This window comes from Hydrogenophaga taeniospiralis (assembly GCF_020510445.1).
Taxonomy (GTDB): domain Bacteria; phylum Pseudomonadota; class Gammaproteobacteria; order Burkholderiales; family Burkholderiaceae_C; genus Hydrogenophaga.
Map to the genome: position 1 here is coordinate 3503818 of NZ_JAHBAG010000001.1, position 15197 is coordinate 3519014.

At 66.9% G+C, this 15197-nt stretch carries 17 protein-coding genes; 13 read left to right on the plus strand and 4 right to left on the minus strand.

The features are described 5' to 3' along the window. Positions 1-49: 49 nt before the first annotated feature. From KIH07_RS16720 to KIH07_RS16730, 3 genes are all read right to left on the minus strand, one after another. Positions 50-580, minus strand: a complete 531-nt coding sequence (locus KIH07_RS16720; RefSeq protein WP_226493045.1) for a disulfide bond formation protein B — start codon at positions 578-580, stop codon at positions 50-52. 242 nt (positions 581-822) lie between these two features. Continuing rightward, on the minus strand, positions 823-1596 hold the full coding sequence (locus tag KIH07_RS16725) for a ferredoxin--NADP reductase (RefSeq protein ID WP_226493046.1): 774 nt from the start codon (positions 1594-1596) through the stop codon (positions 823-825). A 208-nt stretch (positions 1597-1804) separates the two neighbouring features. Then, positions 1805-2269 carry an Lrp/AsnC family transcriptional regulator gene (locus KIH07_RS16730; protein ID WP_226493047.1) on the minus strand — a complete coding sequence of 155 codons (465 nt, stop codon included), beginning with the start codon at positions 2267-2269 and terminating at the stop codon, positions 1805-1807. A 277-nt stretch (positions 2270-2546) separates the two neighbouring features. On the opposite strand from KIH07_RS16730, the gene KIH07_RS16735 reads away from it, so the two are divergent. The 6 genes from KIH07_RS16735 (at position 2547) to KIH07_RS16760 (ending at position 7657) form a co-directional block, all read left to right on the plus strand. Next, complete coding sequence (locus tag KIH07_RS16735; RefSeq protein ID WP_226493048.1) at positions 2547-3332, plus strand: transporter substrate-binding domain-containing protein; 786 nt, start codon at positions 2547-2549, stop codon at positions 3330-3332. Between the two features lie 68 nt (positions 3333-3400). Then, positions 3401-4081 carry an ABC transporter permease gene (locus tag KIH07_RS16740; protein ID WP_226493049.1) on the plus strand — a complete coding sequence of 227 codons (681 nt, stop codon included), beginning with the start codon at positions 3401-3403 and terminating at the stop codon, positions 4079-4081. Then, complete coding sequence (locus tag KIH07_RS16745) at positions 4078-4779, plus strand: ABC transporter permease (protein WP_226493050.1); 702 nt, start codon at positions 4078-4080, stop codon at positions 4777-4779. Before KIH07_RS16740 ends, KIH07_RS16745 begins: the two co-directional genes overlap by 4 nt. Before the next feature lie 120 nt (positions 4780-4899). Further along, a complete protein-coding gene (gene mmuM, locus KIH07_RS16750; RefSeq protein ID WP_226493051.1) occupies positions 4900-5889 on the plus strand; it encodes a homocysteine S-methyltransferase in 990 nt (329 codons plus the stop codon). Positions 5890-6130: 241 nt separating this feature from the next. Beyond that, positions 6131-6409, plus strand: coding sequence for an oxidative damage protection protein (locus KIH07_RS16755; protein WP_068168709.1), 279 nt, complete (start codon positions 6131-6133; stop codon positions 6407-6409). A gap of 45 nt (positions 6410-6454) precedes the next feature. Beyond that, positions 6455-7657, plus strand: a complete 1203-nt coding sequence (locus KIH07_RS16760; RefSeq protein WP_226493052.1) for an FAD-dependent oxidoreductase — start codon at positions 6455-6457, stop codon at positions 7655-7657. 24 nt (positions 7658-7681) lie between these two features. Here the strand turns inward: KIH07_RS16760 and KIH07_RS16765 are convergent, their stop codons facing one another. Beyond that, positions 7682-8491, minus strand: a complete 810-nt coding sequence (locus KIH07_RS16765; protein WP_226493053.1) for a hypothetical protein — start codon at positions 8489-8491, stop codon at positions 7682-7684. 191 nt (positions 8492-8682) lie between these two features. Here KIH07_RS16765 and KIH07_RS16770 point away from each other — a divergent pair, with 191 nt between their 5' ends. From KIH07_RS16770 to fdxA, 7 genes are all read left to right on the plus strand, one after another. Then, positions 8683-9474 (plus strand): sulfite exporter TauE/SafE family protein, encoded by a 792-nt coding sequence (locus KIH07_RS16770; protein ID WP_226493054.1) that lies wholly within the window; start codon positions 8683-8685, stop codon positions 9472-9474. 35 nt (positions 9475-9509) lie between these two features. Continuing rightward, positions 9510-11291, plus strand: coding sequence for a nitrite/sulfite reductase (locus tag KIH07_RS16775; protein ID WP_226493055.1), 1782 nt, complete (start codon positions 9510-9512; stop codon positions 11289-11291). Between the two features lie 20 nt (positions 11292-11311). After that, complete coding sequence (locus KIH07_RS16780) at positions 11312-11698, plus strand: DUF934 domain-containing protein (protein WP_226493056.1); 387 nt, start codon at positions 11312-11314, stop codon at positions 11696-11698. Positions 11699-11712: 14 nt separating this feature from the next. Continuing rightward, a complete protein-coding gene (locus KIH07_RS16785; RefSeq protein WP_226493057.1) occupies positions 11713-12336 on the plus strand; it encodes a phosphoadenosine phosphosulfate reductase family protein in 624 nt (207 codons plus the stop codon). A 19-nt stretch (positions 12337-12355) separates the two neighbouring features. Further along, positions 12356-13300 carry a sulfate adenylyltransferase subunit CysD gene (cysD, locus tag KIH07_RS16790; protein WP_226493058.1) on the plus strand — a complete coding sequence of 315 codons (945 nt, stop codon included), beginning with the start codon at positions 12356-12358 and terminating at the stop codon, positions 13298-13300. Between the two features lie 137 nt (positions 13301-13437). After that, positions 13438-14760: a sulfate adenylyltransferase subunit 1 gene (locus KIH07_RS16795; RefSeq protein WP_226493059.1), complete on the plus strand. Its 1323-nt coding sequence runs from the start codon at positions 13438-13440 to the stop codon at positions 14758-14760. Positions 14761-14864: 104 nt separating this feature from the next. Further along, positions 14865-15194, plus strand: a complete 330-nt coding sequence (gene fdxA / locus KIH07_RS16800; RefSeq protein WP_226493060.1) for a ferredoxin FdxA — start codon at positions 14865-14867, stop codon at positions 15192-15194. Positions 15195-15197 lie beyond the last annotated feature (3 nt).

Here is a 15197-nt window from a genome sequence, read left to right on the forward strand (position 1 = left end):
ACAGCACGCGGCGGCCCGATCGGGCTGCCTGCGTGAGGCTTTCGTTGACTCAGGCGCTGGCGGGTGCGCGGCGCACCAGCAGCAGCACGGCCAGCAGCGCGATCAGCGAGAAGCAGAGAAACGACCAGTTGGCGATCGTCAGGCCCAGGAAGGTCCAGTCGATGGCCGAACAGTCACCGCTGCCCTTGAAGATCATGGGAATCGCCCGCTTGAGCGGAAACGATTCGATCATTCCGAAAAAGTCGCGCCCGCAGCTCAGTATCTCGGGCGGGTTCCACTGCAGCCAGCTCTGGCGCGCGGCCACGAAAGCCCCCGAAACCGCCAGCAAGCCCATCAGGCCGGCACCCACCGTGTGCGCGCCGCGACCGGGCAGCGCGGCCGTGACGGCCGCCACCAGCGCCACCAGCACCAGCGCATAACGCTGCACGATGCACATGGGGCAGGGCTCCAGCCCCACCACATGCTGCAGGTACAGGCCAAAAGCGAGCAGGCCGATGCACCCCAGGGCAATCAGCGCGAGCAGGCGGCGGGGAAAACGCTCGATGAGTTCGAGGACCTGGGTCGGTAGAGCGGATGACAAATCGGTGTCCTTGCAGGAAAACGCGGGGCCTTGTGCGGAGAACGGCGAGTGTCTCACCGTCCTTGAAACCCGACGCCCTGATGTGTTGCGCAGGAATCCGCGCCTCGATCAGGGGGTCGTGCCCGCGGGTTGATTGCACTCCACCATCAAGAGTTCCGGCCGCGCGTTCAGAAGATTGAGCACAAGGGCGTGGTCTTCATCTCCTGGCGCACCTGCCGAGCCCCACGCCCCGCCAACCGCGTTCAACTGCCAGCGAACGCGCGCTCGATCACGAAGGCACCGGGGCGGCTGGTGTTGCCTTCCTCGAAACCGTTCTTCTCGGCCAGGGCCTTGAGGTCGCGCAGCATTTCAGGGCTGCCGCAGATCATGATGCGGTCGTGCGCCGGGTCCAGCCGGGGCAGGCCCAGGTCTTTCGCCAAGGTACCGTTGTCCAGCAGATTCGGGATGCGCCCCTGGTGGATGAAGGGCTCGCGGGTGACGGTCGGGTAATACAGGAACTGCTTCTCGACCATTTCGCCCAGGAACTCGTCGTGCTTGAGCGTCTGGCTGAGGAACTCGCGGTAGGCCAGCTCCTTGACCTCGCGCACGCCGTGCACCAGCACCACCTGCTCGAAGCGCTCGTAGGTGTCGGGGTCGCGGATCACGCTCAGGAACGGCGCCAGCCCGGTGCCGGTGGCCAGCAGGTACAGGCGTTTGCCCGGCAGCAGGTAGTCGATCAGCAGGGTGCCGGTGGGCTTGCGGCCGACGACGATGCTGTCACCGACCTGGATGTGCTGCAGGCGCGAGGTCAGCGGGCCGTCGGGCACCTTGATGCTCAGGAACTCCAGGTGTTCGGCGTAGTTGGGGCTGGCGATGCTGTAGGCGCGCAGCAGCGGCTTGTCGTTCACCCGCAGGCCGATCATGGTGAAGTGACCGTTGGAGAAGCGCAGCGCCGGGTCGCGCGTGGTGGTGAAACTGAACAGGCGGTCGGTCCAGTGATGCACGCTCAGGACGCGCTCTTCAAGAAATGCACTCATGGGATCGTGTGACTCCGGGCAAAAGGAATACGAAACAAGCCATGAAAATGCCGGCCGACACCCAGGGCATCGGCCGGCAGCACATGACTGCAAGCGGTACGGGATCGGATCGAACCGGGGGCGACACACCACCGCGGGGAAACGATCAACAAAACCTGTGGATTGTAAAACGCCCGCCAGGCGAACTCGGTACAAACCCGAATGGGCCCTATTCCAGCGGCACGTACAGCCCCACCTTCATCGCGTCGATGACGACGTGCGTGGTCATGCGGACCACCTGGGGCACCTCGGCCATCAGCCGGGCCGCGAGCGCGTCATAGGCTTTCACGTCGCGCGCCACGACCACCATCATGATGTCGAAGCTGCCGGTCACGTAGTAGACCTGCTGCACCGCCGGTTCGGTCTGTGCCCACAGGCGAATGCGCGGCAGCGCCTCGTAGTTGTCCTTGATCTCCAGCCCGGCCAGGAAGCTCATGGTGTGGCCCACCGCCTGCGGGTTCACCACCGCCACCTCGGCACTGATGGTTTTGTCCTGGCGCATGCGGCGCAAGCGCCGCTGGACGGCGGAAGCCGAGAGGCCCACCGCCTCCGCGATGACCTCGGCATTGAGCTGGCAGTCCTTCTGGACCAGGTCCAGGATTTTCCGGTCAAAAACGTCCAGTTCGGTGTCCATGCGGCGATTCTAGGCACTGCGCCAGTGCGTCGCCGCCACGCGGCCGGGCGGCCCCAATCGCCGCCATCCCGCGCGCACAGGGCGTTTTTTGCCGCCCGGCCGCAACCCAGGCGCGGATACTTGCGCCACTTTTTGCGCTGAAAAAAGACCTTCGGGCCGTGGCAGTGCAAGCCCGGCCGCATGCCGATGGGCCTGAGCACCGCACGCCACCCCCGTGGGTCCTGCACCCTCCCCCTTCTGTCCGTCGGTGATCCGACTTTTTTCTGGAGATAACAACGTGAGCCGTTCCCTGTTGAGTTGCCTTGTGGCCGGTGTGATGTCCTTCGCCGGGGCCGCGCACGCCGAGGACGTGGTGCGCATCGGCACCCTGTCGGACTACGCGCCGTTCGAGTACCGCGACGCCAAGGGCGAACTCAAGGGCATGGAGATCGAGCTGGCCAAGACCATGTGCAAACACATCCAGGCCAAGTGCGAATACGTGACGATGGACTTCGACGCCCTGATCCCGGCGCTCAAGGCCAGGAAGATCGACGCCGTGCTGGCCCAGATGTCGATCACCGACGAGCGCAAGAAGGTGGTGGACTTCACCGACCTGTTCACCCTGGCCCCGGTGCAGTACGTCGCCAAGACCGGCTCGGGCATCACCGAGGACCCGGCCACGCTGCGCGGCAAGACCGTCGGCATCTACAGCGGCTCCAGCCACGAGACCTACCTGAAGAAGCGCCTGCCCAAGAGCCAGTCGGGCATCGCCATCAAGGCCTACCCCTCGCAAGACCCGATCTGGCTCGACCTGGAGGCGGGCCGCGTGCAGGCCGCGCTGACCGACACCACGGTGGCCCACGAGTGGCTGGAGAAAACCGGCAAGGCCAAGGGTTTCGCACTCGCAGGCAAGCCGCTGAACGACGTGGCGATGTTCGGCGAAGGCACCGGCATCGCCGTGCGCAAGGGCGACCCGCTGCGCGCGCGCCTGAACACCGCGATCAAACAGGTGCTGACCGACGGCAGCTTCGCGGCCGAGAACAAGAAGGTGTTTCCCTTCAGCATCGCGCCCGCGCTGAAGTAAGCTGGCGCCCCCCGGGACCAGGCCGTCCGGCAGGGTGGCCTGGTTTTCCTGTTTTTGCGGGATGGTGAATGGACGATTTGTGGCTGTACGCCGGTCAGTTGCTGGAGGGTGCGTGGGTCACCGTGCAACTGGCCCTGTCTTCGCTGGTGGTGGGTCTGGCCCTCGGGCTGGTGCTCGCGGCCGGCGGCCTGAGCGGTCGCACGCTGCTGCGACGCGCCGTGCGGCTGTGCACGGGCCTGCTGCGCGGCATTCCCGAGTTCCTGATCGTGCTGGTCTGTTACTTCGGGCTGTCCAACCTGATCAACAACCACTTCGACGGCGCGGTGGAGATCAGTCCGTTTGCCGCAGGCGTCTTCGCCCTGTCCATCGTGTTCGCGGCCTACGCCAGCGAGGTGTTTCGCGGCAGCTTCGCGGCCATCCCCCGGGGGCAGATCGAAGCGGCGCAGGCCTTCGGGCTCACGTCCACCCAGACCTTCTTCGCCGTGCGGCTGCCCCAGGCCTGGCGCATCGCCCTGCCCAGCCTCGGCAACCTGTGGCAGTCGCTGCTGAAAGACACCTCGCTGGTGTCCGTGGTCGGGCTGGAAGACCTGCTCAAGAAGTCCAACATGGCGGCCCAGGCCATGCACCAGCCGTTCCTGTTCTTCCTGGCGGCGGCGGCCGTGTACTTCGTGTTCCTGCACGCCTCGCAGCCGGTCTTTGCCTGGCTGGAGCGCCGGGCCGGGCGGGGCTTTGAAGCGAGGGCGGCTTGAACTTCGCCCCCATCGAAGACTGGCTGGAGCTGCCCGCCGACAGCGTGCTGGAGGTGTGGGAAGGCCTGGTGATCACCCTGCAGCTGCTGTGCGGCTCGGTGCTGTTGGCCTTTGCGCTTGCGCTGCCCCTGGCGCTCGCGGCCACCTCCGGCAGGGCCTGGCCGGAGCGGCTGGCGCGCGGCTACAGCGCGGCGTTTCGCGGCACGCCCCTGCTGGTGCAGCTGTTCATCCTGTACTACGGGGTGAGCCAGTTCGAAGCCGTGCGCCAATCGCCCGCCTGGTGGCTGCTGGAAGACGCGTTCTATTGCGGCCTGCTCGCGCTGAGCCTGAACCTGGCGGCCTACATGGCCGAAGACCTGCGCGCCGGCATCCTGGCGGTGCCCGTCGGCGAAAAGGAAGCTGCCCTGGCCATGGGCATGAGCCCGTTCCAGTGCTACCGCTGGATCGTGCTGCCCGCGGCCTGGCGGATCGCCACGCCGGCCCTGGGCAACGAGGTGATCGCCCAGCTCAAGGCCACGGCCCTGGTGAGCACCATCACCGTGCTCGACCTCACCGGTGTCGCTCGCCGGCTGTCGAACGCCTCGTACACCACCGATGCGCTGGTGATAGCCGGGGTTGTGTACGCGGCCATCACGCTGGTGGTGGTGTTGGCCGTGCGGCGGATCGAGCGGCGCTTCGGCCCGGCCGGCCGCCGGTAGCCGGCCCGCGCGGGCCTGGGCGAGGACGCCGTTTTCAGGCAATTCCACCGTTTCTTCGCGGCCCGAAACCCGGCCCCATGGCTACGCTCTGTGAACGTGTTCCATCCCTCCTCCCGACCCATGACGCCCACCCCTGAACCCACGTCCCCCCTGCAAACCGCGCTGGCCGAACAGGGCCTGTTCGTGCTCGACGGCGCGCTGGCCACCGAACTGGAACGCCGTGGCGCCGATCTGCTGGATCCGCTGTGGTCCGCCAAGCTGCTGATCGAACAGCCCGATCTGATCCGGCAAGTGCACCTGGACTACTTCCTCGCCGGCGCCGACGTGGCCACCACCGCCAGCTACCAGGCGACGTTTGAGGCCTTCGCAAGGCGCGGCCTGAGCCACGACCAGGCGGCCGACCTGATGCGGCGCTCGGTGAGCCTGGCCTGCGAGGCCCGGGACGCCTTCTGGGCCGAGTCCGCCCACCGCGTGGGCCGCCGCCGGCCCCTGGTGGCGGCGTCCATCGGGCCCTACGGCGCCATGCTGGCCGACGGCTCCGAGTACCGGGGCTACCAGGGCATCTCGCGCCAGGCGCTGGCCGACTTCCACCGGCCACGCCTGCAGGTGCTGGCCCACGCGGGTGCCGATCTGCTGGCCTGCGAGACCATTCCCTGCCTCGATGAAGCGCTGGCGATCGCGGGCCTGCTGCCCGAGTTTCCCGGCGTGATGGCCTGGCTCAGCTTTTCCTGCCGCGACGGCGCGCACAACTGCCAGGGCGAGCCCTTCGCCGACTGCGTGGCGCAGCTCGACGCCCTGCCCCAGATCGCCGCGGTGGGCGTGAACTGCACCGCGCCCGAGTTCATTGAATCGCTGGTGGCGCTGGCCCGTTCGCACACCACCAAACCCATCGTGGTCTACCCCAACTCGGGCGAACACTACGATGCGGTCGACAAGGTCTGGCACGGTGAAGGCCCGGCACACGACTTCGCCGCCCAGGCCATGCGCTGGCACGGTCGCGGCGCGCGGCTCATCGGCGGCTGCTGCCGCACGGGCCCGGACGACATCCGCGCCATCAAACAGGCCGCCGTGGCCTGCGGTGCGTTGATCGAAGCCAGCGCGACCCGCTGAGCGGCGCACGAGACCTTGAGCAAGGTCAGGAACTGCGGCGCAAAAGCGCTCAGACCCGACCCTGCCAGGGCCGCGGTGAACAAACGTTGATAAAGTGTCGGGGTGCTTGCATGACATTTTTCTCCGTTGGATGAACGAGCAACGGAGCGGATCATGGGAGCGAGGGGTGACAGCTGGAACGACGACGTTTCTCGGTTGTTGATCACCCAAACACCTGTACCCAATTCCCAAGGACATCAACATGGCACGCACCGTCAACTGCATCAAGCTCGGCAAGGAAGCCGAGGGCCTGGACTTTCCGCCCTACCCCGGTGAACTGGGCAAGCGCCTGTACGAGAACGTGAGCAAGGAAGCCTGGGCCGCCTGGCTCAAGCACCAGACCATGCTGCTCAACGAAAACCGCCTGAACCTGGCCGACGCGCGCGCTCGCCAGTACCTGGCCCGGCAGATGGAAAAGCACTTCTTTGGCGAAGGCGCCGACGCAGCCGCCGGCTACGTTCCCCCGTCCGATGCGGCTTGAGGCCCGCGACACGCCTGAAATCGCACCCGCCTGCGGGTTTCCCCCTTGACTGAAACCGTTCGCCACGCGCTGGTGATCGGCGCCGGCCTGGCCGGCGCCGCGCTGTGCGCAGCCCTGGCCCGGCGCGGCTGGCGCGTCACGCTGCTGGACGCAGCCAGCGGCCCGGCGCAGGCCGCGTCGGCCTTGCCCGTGGGCATGTTGAGCCCCCACGTGACCCGTGCACCCACGCCGCTGTCGCGCCTGTGCGAGCTGGGTGTGCCCGACATGCGCGCCGAACTGGAGCGGTTGGTGCCACAGGGCCAGGGCTGGCAGGCCTGCGAGGTGGACAACCTCGGGCACGACCCTGGGCGCTGGCCCGCTGCGCTGGTGCGCCCTGCGGCGCTGGTGCAAGCCTGGCTGGAGGAAACCCGGCGCCTGGGCGCGCTCATCACCCGGTGGAACGCCCAGGTGACTGGGCTGCGCCGGGTGCCCGGGGCGAACCACGACACATCGGACTCCGAGCCTGCCGACTGGCAGGCGCTGGACGCCAGCGGCCAGGTATTGGCCCAGGCGCCGGTGGTGGTGGTCGCTGCGGCGTTTGGCAGCTTCGCCCTGCTGACGGCGTCGGCCGACCTGATGAACGCCGACGCCCTGCCGCTGCGCCCGGTCAAGGGGCAGATGAGCCTGGCCGCCCTGCACGACGCGCCACTGGCCGAACGCCCGCAGCGCGACAACGGCGTGTTCGTGCCGGTGTACGAAGACAGTGGGCTGCCCCCACAGTGGCCCGCGCGGATCTGGGCCATGGGATCGACCTACGAACGCGGCGACAACAGCAGCCACCTGAGCGACGCGGCCCACGAGCGCAATGCCCAAAGCCTGCAGGCGATCAACGCGGCGGCCGCGCAGCGCCTGCGCGAAGCGCAGGCCGGCACTGAACTGATGGGATGGGCGCAGGTGCGCTGCGCCTCGCTGGACCGGCTGCCCGTGATGGGGGCGGTGCCCCAACTGGGCGCGCTGCAAGCCCGGATGGCGCAGGCCGGTGCACGGCGTGGCCGTGTCCCGCTGGCCGACACACCGCGCTGGCCGGGTCTGTTCGTGCTGAGCGCCCTGGGCTCGCGTGGGCTGACCCTGTCGCACTGGTGTGCCACGCGGCTGGCGGCGCAGATCGACGCAAGCCAGGCGGAACTGCCCCCGGTGGACGAAGACCTGCTCAAGGCGCTCGACCCAGCCCGCTTTGCCTGGCGGCAGGCGCGCCGACAAGCCGCCTGAAGACCGGATTTCCCCTGGCGGCGTCTAGAGCCGTTCCACCCACTGCGAGAATTCGCGGGGTTGCAGGGGCCGCGCCAGCAGCGCATGGATGCCAGCCCGCCGGGTATCGCGCTTGACCCGGTGGCGGCTCCACCAGGTGGCCAGCGGGCTGGCGTGTTCACTGATTCCCATGACCAGCGCCTGGGGGTTCTTGTCCGCAAACAGCCGCGCCAGCGCCCACACGTCGAGTTGATGCTCGTCCAGATTGAAGACCCCGCAGCTGTAGCGATTGCGCCGCAACAACGCCACCGCGGTTTCGGTGCTGCTGACCTCGTCGGCCTCGGCCACACCCGCCTGGGCCAGCCGCGAGCACAGGTGCTTGCGCTCCTGCGGGTCCATTCCCACCAGGAGCGCGCGCTTGGCCGTCGGCGCCGGTTCGTCCAGCTCCACGTCCAGCGGCGCCGGTGAGCTGACGTCCAGATCGAGATACCCGGAATCCGCCTGCCGGGCGGCAAACACCGCGTCCAGGTCGTTGAGCACGCTGGCCCATTGGATCGGGCGCTGCAACACCCGCCAGGCGTGGGCCGGCGCGCCGGGGCCGACCCAGATCAGGCGCTGACCAGGCGGCATCTCCTTGGCGTGGGACAGCACGGCCTCGGCGCTCTCACCGTCCACCAGTGCCACGTCGGCGATCCGGTTGGCCTCCGGGGATACCTCCGCACCGGGGGCGATGAGTGGAACCCAGGGCGCATAGGACAACTCGCGCTCTTCCGACAAGCGAAACACGGTATTGAGGGCATGCCGCTCCACGTCGGAGAAACCGACCACGCTCACAAAGATGCGTTGCTTGTGCATGGCGCCCATGTTACGCCGGAGCACAAACGGCTTGCACCAGAAAGAACCGGGTTCGCATGGCCTTGAAAATGTGTTTACGGTCCCCTTGGGGCCTGTCCCACATCGCGATCCATTCCCTTATTCCAATCAGGAATATATGAAGAACGAAAAAATCGTTTGCAATATAAGCGAGCAACCTTAAAGTCGCGCCCATGCCCGAATTCGCCATCATCTTTGCCGGCTTTGCCGTGGGACTCATCGTCGGATTGACCGGCGTGGGCGGCGGTTCGCTGATGACTCCGATCCTGATCTTCTTCTTCGGGATCAAGCCCTACCTGGCCGTGGGCACCGACCTGCTGTTCGCCGCCGTCACCAAGGCCGGCGGCACGGTGAGCCTGGCGCGCCAGCGCCTGGTGCCCTGGCGCGTGGTGGGCCAGCTCTGCGCCGGCAGCCTGCCGGCCGCCCTGATTACCTTGACGGTGTTGCACCGCCTCGGCCCGGCCAGCCCCACGGTACAGGCGCTCATGACCAACACCCTGGGTGTGGCCCTGCTGCTGACCGCCGCCGCCATGCTGTACAAGGCCGCCCGCGGCAAACAGCTGCCGCGCAACCTGCCCGAAGGCCAGTTGCAGAATGCCACGCACGCCCGCCACTGGAGCCTGCCGGTGCTGTTCGGCGCCGTTATCGGCACCCTGGTCACGCTCACCTCGGTGGGCGCGGGTGCCATCGGCGTCTCGGTGCTGCTGATCCTGTTCCCGCTGCTGCCGCTGCCGCGCATCGTGGCGGCCGACATCGCCTACGCCGTGCCGCTCACGTTGGTGGCCGGCCTGGGCCACGCCAGCCTGGGTTCGGTGGACTGGCCGCTGTTGGCCCAGCTGCTGGCCGGCTCGTTGCCCGGCATCTGGCTCGGCACCCGCCTGATGCGCCACACCCCTGAGCGCCTGGTGCGTTCGGTGCTCTCGCTGCTGCTGGCCTATGCCGGCACCAAGCTGATCGCTTTCTGATACCTGATACCTGATACCCATATCCCACGAAGCCCATGTACCAGTATTCCGACTTTGACCGCCAGTTCGTCCAGCAGCGCGCTGCCCAGTTCCGCGATCAACTCGAACGCTCGCAGGCCGGCACGCTGCTGGGCGACGAGTTCAAGCCGCTGCGGCTGCAAAACGGCTGGTACATCCAGCGCTTCGCGCCCATGCTGCGTGTGGCCGTGCCTTATGGCGAAATCTCCAGCGCCCAGCTGCGCGTGCTGGCGAAGATCGCCCGCGACTACGACCACAAGGAAGACCACGATGTGTCCAAGGCCAACGCGGCCCTGGCCGACGTGCCCACCCTGCCCGACCGCTGCGGCCACTTCACCACGCGCCAGAACGTGCAGTACAACTGGATCCCCCTGCATCGCGCGGCCGACGTGATGGACCTGCTGGCCAGTGTGAACATGCACGGCATCCAGACCAGCGGCAACTGCATCCGCAACATCACCACCGACGCGCTCGCCGGCATCGCCGTGGACGAGGTGGCCGACCCGCGCCCCTTCGCCGAGATCATGCGCCAGTGGAGCACGCTGCATCCCGAGTTCGCTTTCCTGCCACGCAAGTTCAAGATCGCCATCACCGGCGCCCGCGAAGACCGCGCCGCCACGCCCTGGCACGACGTCGGCCTGCGCCTCTTGCGCAACGTGGACGGCGACCTGGGCTTCCAGGTGCGCGTGGGCGGCGGCATGGGCCGCACCCCGATCATTGGCACGGTGATCCGTGAGTTCCTGCCCTGGAACCAGATCCTCAACTACCTCGAAGCCGTGGTGCGCGCCTACAACCGCTTTGGCCGCCGCGACAACATCTACAAGGCCCGCATCAAGATCCTGGTGAAAGCCGAGGGCCAGGCCTTCACCGACCAGGTCGAAGCCGAGTACAGCGACATCATCGAAAAAGACGGCGCCCCCCACACCATCACCCAGGCCGAACTGGACCGCGTGAGCGCCTTCTTCGTGCAGCCCGAGCTGCGCTGCGACCGCAAGAGCGCCGACGCGAAGATCGCGCACATCCTCAAGGCCGCGGCCGAAGACGACGTGGAGTTCAGCCGCTGGCTCACGCAGAACGTGAAGCCGCACCAGAACCCCGATCTGCGCGCCGTCACGCTGTCGTTCAAGCGTCTGGGCTCGGCCCCAGGCGATGCCAGCGCGGAGCAACTGGAACGAGCCGCCGACCTGGCCGACCGCTTCTCGGCCGGCGAAGCCCGCGTGACGCACGAACAGAACCTGCTGCTGCCCTGGGTCAGCTGCGACCAGTTGCCCGAGCTGTGGCGCGAAGCGCGCCGCCTGGGCCTGGCCAAGCCCAACATCGGTCTGCTGAGCGACATGATCGCCTGCCCCGGCGGCGACTTCTGCGACCTGGCCAACGCCCGCTCGCTGCCCATTGCCCAGGCCCTGCTGGCGCGCTACCAGGATCTGGACGAGCTGCACGATCTGGGTGAAATCGACCTGCACATCAGCGGCTGCATCAACAGCTGCGGCCACCACCACAGCGGCCACATCGGCATCCTTGGCGTCGACAAGGACGGCCAGGAGTGGTACCAGGTGACCCTGGGCGGCTCGGACGGCACACGCCTGTCGGGCGAGGCCACGCCGGGCAAGGTGATCGGCCCGTCTTTTGCCGCCAATGAAATGACGGACGTGATCGAGGCCCTGCTCACCACCTACCGCGCGGAGCGCCAGTCGGGCGAAACCTTCGTCCAGACCGTCAAGCGCGTCGGTATCGACCCCTTCAAGACCGCCGCCAACGCGGTGCGCGTGGCCACCGCCCGCACACCCGTTGCCGCCTGAGCCCAGCATCCGAGACCCGCATGAAACCCACGCTCCAACTCTTCAAGGCACAGACCTTCGTCACCGACGAGGCCAACACCCTGACGCTGGCCAACGACGCCGATCCGCGCGACGCCGATCTGAACGGCATCACCACCGTCGTGCTGCAGTTCCCGAAGTTCACCGATGGTCGCGCCTTCAGCCAGGCTTTTCTGCTGCGCCGCCGCCTCGGCTTTGCCGGTGACATCCGCGCCACCGGCGATGTGCTGATCGACCAACTGGCGCAGATGCAGCGCAGCGGCTTCAGCCAGGCCGTGCTGCGCGACGACCAGGACCTGGAACACGGTCGCAAGCTGCTGGCCCACTACCCCGCCTTCTACCAGGGCGATGCGGTGGACACGCAACCGCACTTTGCCGTCGTGGCCTGAACGGAGCACACCACATGATTTCCAACGACATCGCACGCGTCAACGCTGAACTCGGCCGCAGCGCTCCCGAACTGGTGAACTGGGCCCTGGGCCTGGGGCAGCCCGCCATCGTCACCACCAACTTCCGCCCTTTCGAGGCCGTCATCCTGCATCTGGTCACGCGCGTGAAGCCCGATGTGCCGGTCATCTGGATGGACAACGGCTACAACACCGAAGCCACCTACCGCTTCGCCGACGAAGTCACTCGGCAACTCAAACTGAACCTGCACATCTACCTGCCACGCCGCTCGCGCGCGCACCGCGAGGCCGTGGACGGCGCGACCCCTGCGCTGGACGATCCGCGCCACGCAGCCTTCACCGAAGAAGTCAAGCTGGAGCCCTTTGCCCGAGCCCTGCGCGAGACGGCGCCCAAGGTCTGGTTCACCGCGCTGCGGGCTACCGACACCGCGGTGCGCGCCCAGATGGACCCGGTGAGCATCAACCCCGACGGCCTGATCAAGGTCGCGCCGCTGCTGCACTGGTCTTCCAAAGAGCTGTACCAATACTGCGAAACCCACGGCCTGCCCAACAACTTCGACTACGTGGACCCGACCAAGGGCGAAGACAACCGCGAGTGCGGCCTGCACCTGGCCCACTGATCAGGACACAAGAACCATCATGAACGCCCGTACCGAATCTGCCGTGCTGCAATCCGCCGAACACCACCTGAGCAACGCCCACCTGGACGCGCTCGAAGAAGAAACCATCTTCATCCTGCGTGAGGTGGCCGCCGCTTTCGAGCGCCCCACCCTGCTGTTCTCGGGCGGCAAGGACTCGCTGGTGATGCTGCGCTGCGCCGAAAAAGCCTTTGGTGTCGGCCGCATTCCCTACCCGCTGCTGATGATCGACACCGGCCACAACTTCCCCGAAGTGACCGACTTCCGCGACCGCCGCGCCGCCGAGCTGCAGGCCGAGCTGATCGTGCGCAACGTCGAGGACTCCATGAAGCGCGGCACCGTGCGCCTGGCCCACCCGGGCGAGAGCCGCAACGTGCACCAGTCGGTCACCCTGCTCGAAGCGATCGAAGAATTCCGCTTCGACGCGCTGATCGGCGGCGCGCGCCGCGACGAAGAAAAGGCCCGCGCCAAGGAGCGCATCTTTTCGCACCGCGACAGCTTCGGCCAGTGGCAGCCCAAGGCCCAGCGCCCCGAGCTCTGGACGCTCTTCAACACCCGTCTGGCCCCGGGCGAGCACTTCCGCGTGTTCCCCATCAGCAACTGGACCGAGCTCGACGTGTGGCAATACATCGAGCGCGAGAACATCGCCCTGCCTTCCATCTACTACACGCACAAACGCGAAGTGGTGGACCGCCGCGGCCTGCTGGTCCCCGTGACCGAGCTGACCCCGCCGAAAGACGGCGAAACGGTGCAGGTGCGCGACGTGCGTTTCCGCACCGTGGGCGACATCACCTGCACCTGCCCGGTGGAGAGCCTGGCCGCCACGGCCGGTGACATCGTCATCGAGACACTGGCCGCCGACGTGAGCGAACGTGGCGCGACGCGCATGGATGACAAAACGTCGGACGCTTCGATGGAGAAACGGAAAAAAGACGGGTATTTCTGACCCACCCCCGCGCCGCGCCTAAAGGCGCGTCACCCCCTCAAGGGGGCGGCGCTAGCGGCCCGGCAAAGCCGGTACCGCGGCGCCCTTGGATGGGGACACTTCCTCCGGCTGCATTGCTTATTCGTAACGAAATTGATATGAACACCAACACCTCCGTTCGGGCTGAGCCTGTCGAAGCCCTCGCACAAGACACCCGCCCCGCCCTGAAGTTCATCACCTGTGGTTCGGTGGACGATGGCAAGAGCACGCTGATCGGCCGCCTGCTGGTGGACAGCAAAGCCGTGCTGCAGGACCACCTGGCCGGTGTGCAGCGCCAGGGCGAAACCGACCTCGCACTGTTGACCGACGGCCTGTCGGCCGAGCGCGAACAGGGCATCACCATCGACGTGGCCTACCGCTACTTCAACACCGAAACCCGCAAGTTCATCATCGGCGACGCGCCGGGCCATGAGCAGTACACGCGCAACATGGTGACCGCTGCGTCCGCCGCGGATGCGGCCGTGGTGCTGGTGGACGCCACCAAACTCGACTGGCAGGACGCCGGCCTCAAGCTCCTGGTGCAGACCCGTCGCCACTCGCTGCTGCTCAAGCTGCTGCGCGTGCCGTCCATCGTGTTCGCGGTCAACAAGCTCGACGCCGTTGCCGACAGCGCGCTCGCGTTCGCCCACATCAGCGCCGCGCTGACCGCATTCGCGGCCGACGCCGACATCACCGTCACGGCCACCGTGCCGGTCTCGGCGCTCAAAGGCTGGAACGTGGTGGACCCCGCGTCCGACGCCGCCTGGTGTGGCTACAACGGACCCACGCTGCTGGACATCCTGGAACACCTGCCGGTGACCGCGGCCGACACCGCGCTGCCGTTCGCGTTCCCGGTGCAGTGGGTCGAGAAGTTCTCGTCGTCTTCCGACACCAGCCAGGGCCGCCGCGTCTTCTGGGGCCGCGTGGCCACCGGCGGTGTGATGCCCGGCCAGCCCGTCAGGGTGATGCCCAGTGGGCAGACCGCCACCGTGGCCCAGGTGCTCAACCATGCACGCAATCCGAAGAACGTGCAGGCGGGTCACAGCGCCGGCATCGTGCTGGACCGCGAGGTCGACGTGTCGCGTGGCGACTGGCTGCTGGCCGCCGACGGGGAAGGCGCTGCGCTCGAAGCCAGCCGCGAGATCCGCGCCACCGTGGCCTGGATGGACGACGAGACCCTGGTCGCAGGCCGCGTCTACTGGGCGTTGCACGGCCACCGCTGGGTCAAGGCCAAGGTCAAGCGCATCGTGCACAAGCTCGACATCAACACCCTGGCCGAAGAAGATGCGACCCAACTGGAGCCCAACGCCATCGGTCACATCGAACTGACCCTGCAGGAACCCCTCGTCACCCTGCCCTTTGCCCGGTCGCGTGCGCTCGGTTCGCTGGTCCTGGTGGACACGGCCAGCCACAAGACCTCGGGCGCTTTGCTGGTGAACTGACCCGGTTCCGCCACTATTAACTTATGTCAAGGCAAGGGACTTGACCAGGCCTTAACCTCTGGGAAACCCTAAAATCCAGGGTTTACCGTTATCTCACCATCACCATGACCCACGTCGTCACCGAATCCTGCATCCGCTGCAAATACACCGATTGTGTGGATGTCTGCCCTGTGGACTGTTTTCGCGAAGGTCCGAACTTTCTGACCATCGACCCCGACGAGTGCATCGACTGCGCAGTGTGCATTCCGGAATGCCCGGTGAGCGCCATCTACGCTGAAGAGGATCTGCCGAAAGACCAGGTGCACATGACCGAACTCAATGCCGAACTGGCCCGGTTGCCAGGTTGGAAGAGCATCACCAAGCGCAAGGACCCGCTGCCCGATGCCGAGGAATGGAAAGACCGGACAGGCAAACTGCCTGAACTGTTGCGCTGAAGA

What these genes read in the sequence shown, in the direction of transcription:
- KIH07_RS16725 (WP_226493046.1), bottom strand. Translation starts at nt 1,596, where the DNA reads ATGAGTGCATTTCTTGAAGAGCGCGTCCTGAGCGTGCATCACTGGACC.
- KIH07_RS16730 (WP_226493047.1), bottom strand. Translation starts at nt 2,269, where the DNA reads ATGGACACCGAACTGGACGTTTTTGACCGGAAAATCCTGGACCTGGTC.
- KIH07_RS16740 (WP_226493049.1), top strand. Translation starts at nt 3,401, where the DNA reads ATGGACGATTTGTGGCTGTACGCCGGTCAGTTGCTGGAGGGTGCGTGG.
- mmuM (WP_226493051.1), top strand. Translation starts at nt 4,900, where the DNA reads ATGACGCCCACCCCTGAACCCACGTCCCCCCTGCAAACCGCGCTGGCC.
- KIH07_RS16755 (WP_068168709.1), top strand. Translation starts at nt 6,131, where the DNA reads ATGGCACGCACCGTCAACTGCATCAAGCTCGGCAAGGAAGCCGAGGGC.
- KIH07_RS16765 (WP_226493053.1), bottom strand. Translation starts at nt 8,491, where the DNA reads ATGCACAAGCAACGCATCTTTGTGAGCGTGGTCGGTTTCTCCGACGTG.
- KIH07_RS16770 (WP_226493054.1), top strand. Translation starts at nt 8,683, where the DNA reads ATGCCCGAATTCGCCATCATCTTTGCCGGCTTTGCCGTGGGACTCATC.
- KIH07_RS16775 (WP_226493055.1), top strand. Translation starts at nt 9,510, where the DNA reads ATGTACCAGTATTCCGACTTTGACCGCCAGTTCGTCCAGCAGCGCGCT.
- KIH07_RS16780 (WP_226493056.1), top strand. Translation starts at nt 11,312, where the DNA reads ATGAAACCCACGCTCCAACTCTTCAAGGCACAGACCTTCGTCACCGAC.
- KIH07_RS16785 (WP_226493057.1), top strand. Translation starts at nt 11,713, where the DNA reads ATGATTTCCAACGACATCGCACGCGTCAACGCTGAACTCGGCCGCAGC.
- cysD (WP_226493058.1), top strand. Translation starts at nt 12,356, where the DNA reads ATGAACGCCCGTACCGAATCTGCCGTGCTGCAATCCGCCGAACACCAC.
- KIH07_RS16795 (WP_226493059.1), top strand. Translation starts at nt 13,438, where the DNA reads ATGAACACCAACACCTCCGTTCGGGCTGAGCCTGTCGAAGCCCTCGCA.
- fdxA (WP_226493060.1), top strand. Translation starts at nt 14,865, where the DNA reads ATGACCCACGTCGTCACCGAATCCTGCATCCGCTGCAAATACACCGAT.